The organism is Streptococcus sp. LPB0220, from assembly GCF_008727815.1.
GTDB lineage: Bacteria > Bacillota > Bacilli > Lactobacillales > Streptococcaceae > Streptococcus.
In genome coordinates, this window is sequence record NZ_CP044230.1 from 311,418 (window position 1) to 325,921 (window position 14,504).

General features: G+C 43.7%; 9 protein-coding genes. All 9 read left to right on the forward strand.

All coding sequences use genetic code 11. From position 1 onward, the window contains the following. Positions 1-21: 21 nt before the first annotated feature. The 9 genes from LPB220_RS01750 to LPB220_RS01785 all read left to right on the forward strand — a co-directional run bounded on the left by LPB220_RS01750 (position 22) and on the right by LPB220_RS01785 (position 14,180). Positions 22-636: a hypothetical protein gene (locus LPB220_RS01750; protein ID WP_375788263.1), complete on the forward strand. Its 615-nt coding sequence runs from the start codon at positions 22-24 to the stop codon at positions 634-636. Between the two features lie 12 nt (positions 637-648). Beyond that, positions 649-3,231, forward strand: coding sequence for an SA1320 family protein (locus LPB220_RS01755; protein WP_150905257.1), 2,583 nt, complete (start codon positions 649-651; stop codon positions 3,229-3,231). Between the two features lie 191 nt (positions 3,232-3,422). Further along, positions 3,423-3,791: a hypothetical protein gene (locus LPB220_RS01760; RefSeq protein ID WP_225305921.1), complete on the forward strand. Its 369-nt coding sequence runs from the start codon at positions 3,423-3,425 to the stop codon at positions 3,789-3,791. Between the two features lie 9 nt (positions 3,792-3,800). Beyond that, complete coding sequence (locus tag LPB220_RS01765) at positions 3,801-4,340, forward strand: DUF3592 domain-containing protein (protein WP_150905258.1); 540 nt, start codon at positions 3,801-3,803, stop codon at positions 4,338-4,340. A 198-nt stretch (positions 4,341-4,538) separates the two neighbouring features. Beyond that, positions 4,539-8,933 carry a PolC-type DNA polymerase III gene (locus LPB220_RS01770; RefSeq protein ID WP_150905260.1) on the forward strand — a complete coding sequence of 1,465 codons (4,395 nt, stop codon included), beginning with the start codon at positions 4,539-4,541 and terminating at the stop codon, positions 8,931-8,933. Between the two features lie 37 nt (positions 8,934-8,970). Next, on the forward strand, positions 8,971-9,648 hold the full coding sequence (locus tag LPB220_RS01775) for a hypothetical protein (protein WP_150905262.1): 678 nt from the start codon (positions 8,971-8,973) through the stop codon (positions 9,646-9,648). 14 nt (positions 9,649-9,662) lie between these two features. Beyond that, positions 9,663-9,812: a hypothetical protein gene (locus LPB220_RS10745; protein WP_191904616.1), complete on the forward strand. Its 150-nt coding sequence runs from the start codon at positions 9,663-9,665 to the stop codon at positions 9,810-9,812. A gap of 172 nt (positions 9,813-9,984) precedes the next feature. Beyond that, a complete protein-coding gene (locus tag LPB220_RS01780; RefSeq protein WP_150905264.1) occupies positions 9,985-12,837 on the forward strand; it encodes an AAA family ATPase in 2,853 nt (950 codons plus the stop codon). Between the two features lie 101 nt (positions 12,838-12,938). Further along, positions 12,939-14,180, forward strand: coding sequence for an aminopeptidase (locus LPB220_RS01785; protein ID WP_150905266.1), 1,242 nt, complete (start codon positions 12,939-12,941; stop codon positions 14,178-14,180). Positions 14,181-14,504: the final 324 nt, after the last annotated feature.

Here is a 14,504-nt window from a genome sequence, read left to right on the forward strand (position 1 = left end):
CTGATAGGAGGAGTTATACTTATGACAGCAACAACATTGACTGGATGTAGTTTTGGGGGAGAAACTATTCCCAAAAACAGAACAAAAGAACAGTACGAATTTGAAAAAACGTTTGAGCCCATGTTTAAATTTTTGGAACAAGATAAGAAGGGGTTTACTGGATTAGAAGCTTATAGAAGTCGTGTTTATATAGAAAACGGAGATGAAGTCAAAAGATATTTAGTAGATTTAGATATCACTCAATCTGATATTAAGGGAGACTATACAATAAAAACCGAGGGTAATAAAGAGACTGTCCCTGTTACTTATTCTAATGGCAAGCTTAATTATGGATCGGAGATAACTCCTTTGTTTGATGAGGAAATTCTTAATTTAGTTGTTAAAAGAGATTATTTTTCATCTTTAGATGTGAAAGAAACCTTTAAGAGTGCGGAAACAGACATGCGTGATATCATCTACCAACCAGAAAATCACTCTGAACTCTATAAATATCTAAAAAATAAGTATGATTTACCAAAAGATACGAACTGTCGAATTAGATTAGATTGTGCTAGTGGTACAATTTATGGCTTCTCAATACTCATGGAATCGAAGAACAAGTCAGTTCAAATTGATCTATCGATATTTAAAAAATAGGGAGGGTAGTTAATGAACGGAATCGAAAAAAGTAACCGTCGAGTAGAAATGTCGGCTGTATTGTCGGATGCGGTCTATGAATACGAGAAGGCATATACTTCCGGTCAAAAAGATCCAACACTCAAAGCTGATGATGTTTTAAAAAAAGCTGGTATCAATACAAAGAGTTATGAAATCGTCGACTCCATGTACGATAAAGATTCTGGTGTTGCCGCAATTGCGGTTAAAGACAAACTGACTGAGGAAACCTATATTTCCTACGCAGGAACCAACTATAAAGCTGACGGTCATAAAGATATTATTGTAGATGCTGCAATTGGTATCAATGATTCATTATATCTTAAAAAAAAGAACAAACCTGCACTTGATTTTTATGATAGAGTAGAAGCAAAAGGAAACTATATCACAACAACAACAGGACATTCTTATGGAGAATTTCAGGCTGGAAGAGTAGCGTTAGAAAGACAAGTACCATACAATTACGGGTATCAGGGGGCTCCTCAGTCAGTAAATGGGAAAACTGCTCAGCAGATGATTAAGGACGGAGATTCTAAATTATTTAATGAGATTCTAGTAAATAAAGATTTTGATCATTTCAAAACCATGGTTGAAGTGAAAACCAATCAAACAGGGCTGAGTATGCCAAGTGATAAAGTGCTTAAGCAATACTGGACCTACTTTTCATCTTTAAAGAATATTTCTCCTGAAATGTTAAAATCCTCGGAAAAAGAAGCTAAGCGGATAGAAGAATTAAGGAAAAATTACAAGGGACAATCAATTACTTTTTCCTCAACTCGTGATGTATTGACTAATTTAGTATGGAATCAAAATAAATTAGAAATTCAATTTGAAGGACAGGCACTAGATGGAGCATTTTTGCAATGGTTGTTAGATGCTAATACTCCAGGAATACTAGATTTTGCTGGAATAAGCATGGAAACAAAATATCCAGGGAGAGTTGTTGCAATTGATTTACCAATTTATCATAATATGACAGCATATAGAAAAAGTGAAGAAGCTATGCAATATACAAAGCAAATAGTTTTAGAACAATTATTTACTGTTGATATAGAAGGAGATGGTATTCTTGATTTTGCGGTCACTCCTGAAAATACAACTACTAGAGATTTATTACCAAAAAGTGGAGATTCACTACAAGTTAAAATAGATACTACATCTATGACAATTTTGATTACTAATTTAAAAGTATGTTTAAAGCAGGCACAAAATTTAGCATCAGTTACTCAACAAACTCTTCAAGCAAATGAAAATGTTATGAATAATTTGTCGAGTCGCATAAATAATCTTAAGGAGGTGGTCTTCCAACATTTACAATCGATAAGTTTAATTGAAGCTATCCAAAAGATAGACAAGGCTTATAGTCACTATAATAGTATTACAGGAACTTTTGATACACTTAGTAACTATGATTCATACGAGTTTTCAAGAAAATTTGATTGGAGAGGTTCCAGTATATTTTATGATTATTTAGATAGTGCTGGAAATGTATTTAATCATGGAGCAATTACTTCTAAGCTGAATGGCATGAACTCAAATGCTTTAAATATAGAGGCAGATATCAATATGCATAAAATAGCTTCTGAAGGAAAATACGGGAATATATGGCCTCAAGCAAACATGTATACGAAGTTTGGAACCAAAGGTGCAGAACTTGTGAATTCATTTGAAGATATGATTGAAAAAAGTACAAATGGATTGGCAAATCGCTCTCATTTTGGTGATGGAATTCCACAAGCTGTTGATGAAATTTTAAAAGTGTTAGCACAAAATATTCAAACAATTATCTCTTGCATTTCATATACTATTTCAGTAGCTGAGCTTATTAAATCAGCTTTAGAAGAAACTGATAGAGGATTGGCCAGAAATATTGACACTTTAAATTTCAGTTCGATTCCAGATGTAAATATTAGTGTTTCACAGGATTATAATGCTTACTTAGAGGAGAGTGGTATATTCGATGATCGTGATGTAATTAGTGCTTTTGACGATCAAATAGATGTTAAATCTGAGGCTTTAGCCAATCAAATGTCTCCAGCATTTAGTGATTATCTTGATAGTGTAAAAGCTGCTGTTGAACATACAAACAAGGTGATGACCACTGCTAAATATGATCTCCAAACAATTGTTAATGAATTTCCAACTAAAATATACTACAAGTTAAAATCTGATGATAAAAATAAGAAAAAACTTTATAGTACTGTAGAGCCACTTATTTCGGTATCAGGTGTAATTCGAACTGCTATTTCAGATATTGATTCTGTAGATTTAGATTTGACCACAGCATCGACAACAATTAATACGGTATTGACTATGTTAGGAGGTTTCAAACCAGTATTTAGAAATGGGATGGAGGATGCTTTTTATGGAGCTGCTCATTTACAAGGTATTGTTCGTGCTCAAAAAGCAGTTGCGACGGTTATTAAATCATTACAAATTCGCTTTGTTAACTTGAAAGGAGATTTGGAAAGTTTATCTTCAGGTGCCGCATCAGGTGCGCTAGGATACAAACTAGGAGATATGACGAATCTGATGGGGAATGTATCTCACGTTATTGATGATTGTTTTGGAAATTGATAATGATTATTATTTTATAGAGAGCCCCTTTGAACTGTACCTCAAAAGTTAGACAGAAAAATCTAACTTTTGAGGTGTTTTTATTATGGCATTGATATTGAGAATAAAGTTCAGAACCTTGAACATAGAAAACAAGAGGCCTTTAATTCTTACAGTACTTTTAACCACTACTGAAAGGAAAAACATCTGATTTGATCGAACTGGGTAAGAAGTTGGCTAAGGAGCATCCGGAGGCTGGCAAGCAAGGTGAGATCACTTTGTATTATACAGGGAGTACCTATACTTTGAACCAACAAGAATATGTAGTATTTATGTTGGTCAACAAAACGACAACGAATATTGATCATGATGCAGAGTTTAAGCTCAATTGGAGTTATGATGGACAACCTATATATCAAAATCAGTTAGTCGAGTATAGTATTTCTGAAAATGGCACATTACCAACGCAATCGGCAACGATCTTTTTGCTTCCTTTGACCAAGGAGCAACAATCAATTGTTGAAAGTATAACAGATGGAACGAAGATGAGTCTGAGCATCACAGACATTATGATGAAGTAGGTGTTGGGTATGCCGGATATCAGAATACTTATCGTAATTGCTGTAGCCGTTATTGGATTTCCTTTGTTTGAAGTACTCTTTTTTGGATATTTTTATAGAAGAGAACTTAGGATTAAGACTCTCTCTTCAAAGAGCGTTGAGGGAGTGGTAATTGGCTATAAGAGGACACAGATAGTAGCGGCTCCAATTGTCGAATATAGAGTGGATGGTCAGACCTATCGAAATAGTCTGAAATATTATCGGGTAGTGCGGGTAACCCTCCCTTGGAAAACGAATCAAGCGGCCAGTGATAACGATTTGATGGCGCAAAGGATAACCATCTACACCAATTCTGTAGTCTCAAAGGGCAATCTTTTTCAAGATGCTTTTCCACTGGGATCGACCATGACGGTCTGGTATAATCCAGCTTGTCCAAAAGAATCATACGTTGAACGCTATAGTGGGCTAGATAAATCTTATAAGCGGGAAATGTGGATTGGAATCTGGATGTTAATTTTATTGCCTATTTTAGCAGTTGTGTCCATCGTCATGGGGATGAAGTATAAATGATGGCTCAGGCTAACTGAATAAATACAAGATGAAGAAAAATCACCGTCCTATCGGTGATTTTTTTGTCTTCACTTCTCCCTCGAATTAATCCTTAAATTGTGATAAAATAAGGGTTACGAATGTTTTTGAATGGTCTGGTTTTGCATAGAGTCGGGCCAGTCAAAAGCGAGCAAAAGAATCAAGATCAAGGGAGAAACAATGTCCAACACCTTTGAAATTTTAATGGATCAGCTGGATATGCCGCTGGAGATGCGATCTTCCAGTGCCTTTTTGCATGCGGAGATTCAAGAAGTCGTGGTGCACAAGGTCAGTCGGGTCTGGGAGTTCCGCTTTGCCTTTGTGGAAGTCTTGCCGATTGCTTTGTTTAAGGAATTGCGCCAGCGCTTGAAGGATGAATTTTCAAAGACAGGAAACCAGGCGACCTTTACCATACAAGTGGCTAATCAGGACTTTTCTGATGATTTATTGCAGGCCTACTACCGGGAGGTCTTTGAGGAAGGTCCTTGTGCTAGTCAAGGATTTAAGGGGCTCTACCAAGACTTGCAGGTGCGCGCGGAAGGGCAGGAATTGATCATCTCAGGGCCTTCTTCGGTTGATACGGAGCATTTTCGTAAGAACCATTTGCCCAATCTTGCCAAGCAGTTGGAAGCCTATGGTTTTCCGCATTTCACCTGTCGGGTGGAGTCTGATGAGGAGTTGACAGAGCAAGAAGTGGCACGCTTTGAAGAGGAAAATGAAAAGATTTTCCAAGCAGCCAATGAAGAGACCTTGCGAGCTATGGAATCCTTGGCCCAGATGGCTCCGCCACCAGCAGTTGAAGAAAAGCCTGCCTTTGATTTCAAGGCTAAGAAGGCGGCGGCTAAACCTAAGCTAGACAAGGCTGAGATCACTCCGATGATCGAGATCACAACAGAAGAGAACCGGATTGTCTTTGAGGGTGTGGTCTTTGACGTGGAGCACAAGGTGACACGGACCGGTCGGGTCTTGATCAGCTTTAAGATGACCGACTATACCTCGAGTTTTTCCCTTCAGAAGTGGGTCAAAAATGAGGAAGAAGCCCAGAAGTTTGACATGATCAAGAAGAACAGCTGGCTACGGGTGCGGGGAAATATCGAAATGAACAATTTCACGCGCGACTTGACTATGAATGTCCAAGACATCCAGGAAGTCGTGCATTATGCCCGCAAGGACCTGATGCCAGAGGGTGAGCGCCGGGTGGAATTCCACGCGCATACCAATATGTCGACGATGGATGCCCTGCCGGAAGTCGAAGAGCTGATTGCCAAGGCAGCTGAGTGGGGGCATAAGGCAGTGGCCATTACTGACCATGGCAATGTGCAGAGTTTTCCGCATGGCTTTAAAGCAGCCAAGAAAGCTGGAATTCAGCTGATCTATGGGATGGAAGCCAATATCGTAGAAGACAAGGTGCCCATCACCTATAACGAGGTGGATCTGGACCTCAATGAAGCGACTTATGTGGTCTTTGACGTGGAAACGACGGGACTTTCAGCCATTTACAATGACTTGATCCAGGTCGCCGCTTCTAAGATGTACAAGGGCAATGTCATTGAGGAGTTTGACGAGTTTATCGACCCGGGCCATCCTTTGTCCGCCTTTACGACCCAATTGACAGGGATCACCAATGAACATGTCCGGGGGGCTAAGCCCTTGGTGCAGGTCTTGAAGGAATTTCAGGCCTTCTGTGAGGGAACGGTTCTCGTTGCCCACAATGCCACCTTTGACGTGGGCTTCATGAATGCCAACTATGAGCGCCATGGTCTTCCCAAGATCACTCAACCGGTCATCGATACCCTGGAATTTGCCCGCAACCTCTATCCAGATTTTAAACGCCATGGCTTGGGGCCATTGACCAAGCGCTTTGGGGTAGGCTTGGAGCACCACCACATGGCCAATTACGATGCGGAAGCAACGGGACGCCTGCTCTTTATCTTCATCAAAGATGTCGCTGAAAAGCATGGGGTGACCAATCTCAAGGACTTGAATATCGATTTGATCGATGAGAATTCTTATAAGAAGGCGCGGGTTAAGCATGCGACTCTCTATGTCAAGAATCAGACTGGCCTTAAGAACATGTTTAAACTGGTTTCACTTTCTGGGACCAAGTATTTCGAAGGAGTCCCACGGATTCCAAAGACTGTGCTGGATGCCCACCGCGAGGGCTTGATCCTCGGATCGGCCTGTTCAGAAGGGGAAGTTTTTGATGCGGTCATGTCGCAAGGTGTGGATGCGGCAGTCGAAGTGGCCAAGTACTACGACTTTATCGAGGTTATGCCGCCAGCTATCTATGCACCCCTCATTGCCAAGGAGCAGGTCAAGGATATGGAGGAGCTCCAGACCATTATCAAGAGCTTGATCGAAGTGGGGGATCGTCTCGGCAAGCCTGTTCTTGCGACAGGAAATGTCCACTATCTGGAGCCGGAAGATGAGATCTATCGGGAGATCATTGTCCGTAGTCTCGGTCAAGGGGCTATGATTAACCGGACCATCGGGCACGGAGAAGATGCCCAGCCAGCGCCACTGCCAAAAGCGCATTTCAGAACTACCAATGAAATGTTGGATGAATTTGCCTTTTTGGGAGAAGACTTGGCGCGCAAGATTGTTATTGAAAACACCAATGCGCTCGCAGAGACCTTTGAGCCGGTCGAAGTGGTCAAGGGTGACCTCTATACGCCATTTATCGACAAAGCCGAAGAAACGGTTGCGGAATTGACCTATAAGCGAGCCTTCGAGATCTATGGTAATCCGCTCCCTGATATTGTCGATTTGCGGATTGAAAAGGAATTAACCTCCATCTTGGGGAATGGCTTTGCCGTGATTTATCTGGCATCGCAAATGCTGGTGCACCGTTCCAATGAGCGGGGCTACCTGGTTGGATCGCGTGGATCCGTTGGATCAAGCTTTGTCGCGACCATGATTGGGATCACCGAGGTTAATCCGCTTTCGCCTCACTATGTTTGTAGCCAGTGCCAGTACAGTGAGTTCATCACAGACGGTTCTTATGGATCTGGTTTTGATATGCCAGACAAGGATTGTCCAAACTGTGGCCACAAGCTCAGCAAAAATGGCCAGGATATTCCTTTTGAAACCTTCCTTGGTTTCGATGGGGACAAGGTACCCGATATCGATTTGAACTTCTCTGGGGAAGACCAGCCGAGTGCCCACTTGGATGTCCGGGATATCTTTGGGGAAGAATATGCCTTCCGGGCAGGAACGGTAGGTACGGTCGCAGCTAAGACTGCCTACGGCTTTGTCAAGGGTTATGAGCGGGACTATGGCAAGTACTACCGGGATGCCGAGGTCGAGCGCTTAGCTCTTGGTGCAGCTGGGGTCAAACGGACGACCGGTCAGCACCCGGGGGGAATCGTTGTTATTCCAAACTATATGGATGTCTATGACTTTACTCCAGTCCAGTATCCGGCAGATGATGTGACAGCTGAATGGCAGACCACCCACTTTAACTTCCACGATATCGATGAGAACGTCCTCAAGCTCGATGTCCTGGGACATGATGATCCGACCATGATTCGCAAGCTCCAAGACTTGTCAGGCATTGATCCGAACGATATCCCTATGGATGATCCAGGGGTCATGGCCCTCTTTTCTGGGACAGAAGTGCTAGGGGTGACAGCTGAGCAGATCGGAACGCCGACAGGGATGTTGGGGATTCCAGAGTTTGGGACCAACTTTGTTCGGGGCATGGTCGAAGAGACCCATCCGACGACCTTCGCGGAGTTACTTCAGCTCTCTGGTTTGTCTCACGGTACCGACGTGTGGTTGGGAAATGCCCAAGACTTGATCAAGGCGGGCATTGCCGACCTATCGACCGTTATCGGGTGTCGGGACGACATCATGGTTTACCTCATGCACGCAGGGCTCGAGCCTAAGACGGCCTTTACCATCATGGAGCGCGTGCGGAAAGGCATGTGGCTCAAGATCTCAGAAGAAGAGCGCAATGGCTACATCCAAGCCATGAAGGAAAACAATGTTCCTGAGTGGTACATCGAGTCCTGTGGAAAGATCAAGTACATGTTCCCCAAAGCCCATGCGGCGGCCTACGTTATGATGGCCCTTCGGGTGGCCTACTTTAAGGTGCATCATCCTCTCTATTATTACTGTGCCTACTTCTCGATTCGGGCCAAGGCCTTTGATATCAAAACCATGGGAGCTGGCCTGGAGGCCGTGAAAGCTCGAATGAAAGAAATAGCTGAGAAACGCAAGAATAATGAAGCTTCCAACGTAGAGATCGACCTCTACACCACCCTTGAGATTGTCAATGAGATGTGGGAGCGTGGCTTCAAGTTTGGCAAGCTCGACCTCTATCGCAGTCAGGCGACAGAATTCTTGATTGATGGGGATACCCTGATTCCACCATTTGTCGCTATGGATGGTCTGGGAGAGAACGTTGCCAAGCAAATCGTGCGGGCGCGTGAAGAAGGAGAATTCCTCTCTAAGACCGAGCTCCGCAAGCGCGGCGGTGTCTCTTCAACCCTGGTTGAAAAGATGGATGAGATGGGCATTCTTGGCAATATGCCAGAAGACAACCAGCTCAGTCTCTTTGATGATTTGTTTTGATGGATTCAACGATCCTCGCTCAGTTTGAGGTTGGCTAATGATAGAAAAGAAAAAAAGAGCAATACCCTGGAAGTCAGGGAAAGTCATTTCCATTCGCCTACGGAATGGCGTCTATGTCTTAGCACAGATGGTGCGAGAGCCCTATCTGGTATTTTTTAACCATTTTAAGGAGGAAAATAGCTGGAAGGGAGTGACCTTGAAAGAGGAGAATATTCTCTTTTGTAAAGCAGTCACTCGTCAGTTTCTACGCTCTAGTCCTGTAACGATTGTCAAAGATCTTGACCCTTTCTTAGATTATCGGCTGCCTAAAGAATGGATTTATAGCCATATGGGAGGGCATCCGATTACAGTTTCGGTGAAGGGACGGGAGCGCCAAGTAGCTGGTTTTGGCCAACGGCTTTCCTTGGTTCAGGCCGATAAGGATAGTGGCCTACCAGAGGATAATCCTCTAATGGGCCTCTTCCAAGCCTATATCCTACCAGACATCCAAGAGCAAGATTGGGAGCGGGTCGGTCAGGCTGAGCTCATGTCACTTGAAGTCTTTCCTACGCTCAATGAACGTCTCTATCTCTGCTCTCTTTATGGGGAAAATGTGAATCCAGAGTTAGATATCTCATTAGGAAAGGCCTTGCCCGATGAGTATGAAACCTATCTCGATATTCTTAGCAATAGCCCAGAGGCACGACGTCTCTATCTGGGTGAGGAGGATGACTAAGAAAGGAATAGAACATGAAGATTGACATTTTTGCAGAAGACAAACCTACTGAAAAAATCTTTGTCTACAAGCTAGAAGTGGCAGACCATGTGTTGCTCCTTTCCACCGCCATGCTCTCGGGAGCAATTGCTCTAGTCAGCTTATGTTCAGCCTTGAAAGATTAGATGATAGCCTCTATTTTCTTTTTGAAAATAGAGGTTTTTAAGTCCGTTCAGACCGGATAAGTGTTTTCTTTGGATCTGGATTGTGTTACAATTTTTAGTGACAAGTGTTTGTAAACAGGAAACAGAAAAACAATGGATGTTCTTCCAAAAAAATGAAACAGAGGAGAAGCGCGTGGCAAGATATTTAGTAGGTCCTTACAACAATAGTTGGAACTTTATGGATGCACTTGAAAAAGCGCAGGATGGGGATACCATCGAGTTTGAAAATGGGTATGTCTTTCAATGGCCGACAAATAAAGTGATTGAGATCGACAAAAACCTTCATTTCGTGGGGCATGTGGTCCCAAATCCAAATGGCAATGGGCGCATGTTTAACAACACGATTGAGGCTTCCTTCCGATTTGTAGAGGGAGCTCAGGTGACATTTGAAGATCTGTGGTTTAAAGTTGGTGGGAATTATACTACCTTGCTCTTATGGAATAGCTCAGATATCACCTGTAAACAGGTCTATTTTGAAGCAACCACTCCAACAAATAATGAATTTTTTATCTATATGGATACGCATTCGAAGTTGACACTGGAAGGAGTCGGGATGAAGGTTCCGGAAAAACACCAAAGTGCCATCGGTATGTCCGCTTCGGAATTGTCTATTCGCAATTCAACGATCTTTTCTAAGATTGATCTGTCAGAAGGATCTAAATTGACCTTAGAAAATGTCCATATTGAAAAATTTGGGAATAATACGATCCATGCCAAGGACTCAGAAGTGATTGCAAAAAATTCAACGATTACAGGCGGGGATCTGGAAAAGGATTTTCCACCAGTTTGGTTGAGGAATGTCATCTGGGAGTCTGAAAACTGTAAAATTGAGCTACCTACCGGTACTGGGGTCTGTCTTGATAATAATGTTCAATTCAATTCGGATTCGGATCGTATAACCTCCATCAATTCATTCAATAGTATGATCCGAGCTCACCAGGCTACATTTACAGAATTTTTATGCGTCTATGAAGAGTCCTTTGCTTCCCTGACTGGAGAAACAACCTTCTTGAATGAGAATGCCGAAACCATTTCATTTGGCGTTTTTGATGATGGTGTGCTGATGGCTGAGCATATGATTTGTCATAAGATTGCGGATCCTAATATACGGCTTCAAGGTGGAGCCTTTGCGAAGGTGGGCACCATGACCTATAAGCAAGGGGATGCGCGTGATCTGACCAAGGAAATTGAGGATGACTGTGATTATCTTGTCGGTAGAGAAGTGGCCAAGGGCAATGTGCAAGTCGTTCCTACGAGACAAGCGACGGATGCAACGGTGGCTCCAACCACCGCAAGAGACTCTGGACCAGAGAAGAAACAAGATGCTCTTCAAGAACTCAATAGCCTGATTGGTCTTGAAAAAGTCAAACATGAGATCAAGAAGATGATCAACATGGTGGAATTTAACAAGAAACGAATCGCCAGTGGCAAGGCTCCTGAAAAACAAACCCTTCATGCTGCCTTTATGGGAAATCCTGGTACAGGGAAAACGACTGTGGCCCGTCTGTTAGGACAAGTGCTCTTTGATGCAGGTGTTCTCTCAGGGGAGGAATTCCGTTTCGTGGAAGCAACGGAGTCCGATTTGATCTCTTCGAATATTGGAGGAACAGCTGAACAGACCCAAGCCCTGCTTGAAAAAGCGCGAGGAGGCATCCTCTTTATTGATGAAGCCTATAGCTTGGATAAAAAGGACAGCGGTGCGGACTTTGGGATCGAGGCGATCAATACCATCCTCAAATTTATGGAGGACAATCGTGACGACATCATGATTATCTTTGCCGGCTATACCAAGGAAATGGAGGAGTTCTTAAAGACCAATCCAGGCCTTCGTTCTCGGGTACCAAATAATTTCATCTTTGAAGATTTCACAGGAGATGAGATTGTCCAACTAGGTGAAATGATCCTGAGCAAAGGAGACTACAAACTCGAAGACCGGGATTACTATGCGCGGCATGTTAAGCGGGCTTATGATGGCTCGCTAGATAAGAGCAATGGTCGCTGGATCCGTAACCTGGATGAGCAATTGACCAAGACCATGGCAGATCGGGTGGTGGCCCAAGGTTCCGATGATATTGAGACCATCCTCAATAGCGATATCGATGCTGTTCTTAACCAAGGCAAGTATCAAGCAGGAGCCGACAAGGAAGAAGATGGGATGGCCGCCCTCAACCGTTTGGTTGGAATTGCTAAGGTGAAAGAGCAAGTCGAACAATTCGTAGCCATGGCTGAGTTCAATCAAAAACGAGCTGAACAAGGTGGCATCGTCGAAGACACGACCTTGCACTCCCTCTTTCTTGGAAATCCTGGTACAGGGAAGACCACCGTGGCCCGCATTTTGGGCAATATCCTCTTCCAAAAAGGGGTTATTAAGCAGAAGAAATTCATCGAAGTATCGCGGAGCAATCTGGTTGGAGGCTACCAAGGTCAAACAGCCTTAAAGACGCGTGAAGTTTTGGAGAGTGCACTGGGTGGGGTCCTCTTTATCGATGAGGCCTACACGCTCTATACTGGTTCAAATGATGATTTTGGGAAGGAAGCTTTGGATGAAGTCCTCAAATTTATGGAGGACCACCGTCGTGATATCGTCATTATCTTTGCTGGCTATACCAGAGAGATGCATGACTTCTTGCAGGTCAATTCAGGTTTGCAAAGTCGGATCCCGACTACATTTGATTTTGAAGACTACAGCCCAAATGAGATCGTTGAGATCGGTCTGTTGGGATTGCGCAAGCAAGGCTACCAAGTCAATGAAGCTCTTTATGGAGAAATCGTCAGAAAAAATTATATGCGTGCCAATGACCATAGTAATGGTCGCTGGGTCCGCAATCTCAATGAAAAACTCTTGCGCCAAGTATCGACGCGAGTAACCCGTGAAGGTAGTACGGATTACAATTCGATTTTGGATCAAGATTTAGAAGCCTTGAGGGAGAATGGCAATACTGAACATCCCCATACGGTAGATGATCAAGGATATGTTCTTCCTTAAGCTAGAAGGAACAAGAAAAAGGATTCTGCAGGAGCGGAATCCTTTTTGCATGGACTTATGGTATACTAGGAGGAGATCATTCACTTATGAAGGAGAAAACAATGGTTTTACCAAATTTTAAAGAAAACCTCGAAAAATACGCTAAATTGTTAGTGGCGAACGGTATCAATGTGCAACCTGGGCATACCTTGGTCTTGAACATCGATGTGGAACAAAGAGAATTGGCCCACTTGATCGTGAAGGAAGCCTATGCTTTGGGTGCGCACGAAGTGATTGTCCAATGGGCCGATGACTTCACTACCCGGGAAAAATTCCTCCATGCACCGATGGATCGTTTGGACAATGTGCCAGACTATAAGATCGCGGAGATGAACTACCTCTTAGACCACAAGGCTAGTCGCTTGGGTGTGCGCTCGTCTGATCCAGGTGCCTTAAATGGTGTTGATGCAGAGAAGCTTTCTGCCTCAGCTAAGGCTTTGGGCATGGCCATGAAACCAATGCGCATCGCTACTCAATCCAACAAGGTCAGCTGGACCGTTGCTGCAGCAGCAGGTTTAGAATGGGCGAAAAAGGTCTTCCCTAATGCGGCGAGCGATGAAGAAGCAGTGGATCTCCTGTGGGATCAAATCTTCAAGACATGCCGGGTCTATGAGGAAGATCCAGTCAAGGCTTGGGAAGAGCATGCTGCTATTCTCAAGAGCAAGGCAGATACACTGAATAAGGAACAATTCTCAGCTCTTCATTACACAGCCCCAGGGACTGATTTGACTCTTGGCTTGCCGAAAAACCACGTCTGGGAATCTGCCGGAGCCATCAATGCCCAAGGTGAAAGCTTCTTGCCAAACATGCCGACAGAAGAGGTCTTCACAGCTCCTGACTTCCGTCGTGCTGAAGGTTATGTTACCTCTACAAAACCGCTTAGCTACAATGGGAACATCATCGAAGGCATCAAAGTGACCTTTGAAAATGGAGAAATCGTAGATATCACCGCAGAAAAAGGCGATCAAGTCATGAAAGATTTGGTCTTCAAAAACAAGGGAGCGCGTGCCTTGGGTGAATGTGCTCTCGTACCAGATCCAAGCCCAATTTCCCAATCAGGCATTACCTTCTTCAATACTCTCTTTGATGAAAATGCATCTAACCACTTGGCCATCGGGGCAGCCTATGCCACCAGCGTAGAAGGGGGCGCAGAATTCACAGAAGAAGAACTCGAAGCAGCCGGCCTTAACCGCTCAGATGTCCACGTCGACTTCATGATCGGCTCAAGCCAAATGAATATCGACGGCATCCGAGAAGACGGCACCCGCGTCCCAGTCTTCCGCAACGGAGATTGGGCAATATAGGGAGCAGGACAGAAATCGGTAGACGCAGTCTCGATTTCGTAGTCCTGCCCCCACACAGTTGATTAGACTGGACGAAGAACCGAAAGGTTCGAGTACCGTCAATCAACCACTGTGCTAAGAGACAGAAATCGGTAGACGCAGTCTCGATTTCTACCTCGCTTTTCGATTTTAAGGCTCGGGCAAAAAAGGTCCACAGGACCTTCTTAGTCCCCCCCACCCAGTTGATGAGGAAGGTCCTTGCTCCGCAATCCCTATCTACTACCTCAAAACAGTGTTTTGAGCCATCAACCCCTGTACCCAAAAAATAATAGAGTAAAAAGTATC

Excerpts from the sequence above, each read along its gene's own strand:
- LPB220_RS01755 (WP_150905257.1), top strand. The coding sequence starts at position 649 with ATGAACGGAATCGAAAAAAGTAACCGTCGAGTAGAAATGTCGGCTGTA.
- LPB220_RS01785 (WP_150905266.1), top strand. The coding sequence starts at position 12,939 with ATGGTTTTACCAAATTTTAAAGAAAACCTCGAAAAATACGCTAAATTG.
- LPB220_RS10745 (WP_191904616.1), top strand. The coding sequence starts at position 9,663 with ATGAAGATTGACATTTTTGCAGAAGACAAACCTACTGAAAAAATCTTT.
- LPB220_RS01750 (WP_375788263.1), top strand. The coding sequence starts at position 22 with ATGACAGCAACAACATTGACTGGATGTAGTTTTGGGGGAGAAACTATT.
- LPB220_RS01765 (WP_150905258.1), top strand. The coding sequence starts at position 3,801 with ATGCCGGATATCAGAATACTTATCGTAATTGCTGTAGCCGTTATTGGA.
- LPB220_RS01775 (WP_150905262.1), top strand. The coding sequence starts at position 8,971 with ATGATAGAAAAGAAAAAAAGAGCAATACCCTGGAAGTCAGGGAAAGTC.
- LPB220_RS01770 (WP_150905260.1), top strand. The coding sequence starts at position 4,539 with ATGTCCAACACCTTTGAAATTTTAATGGATCAGCTGGATATGCCGCTG.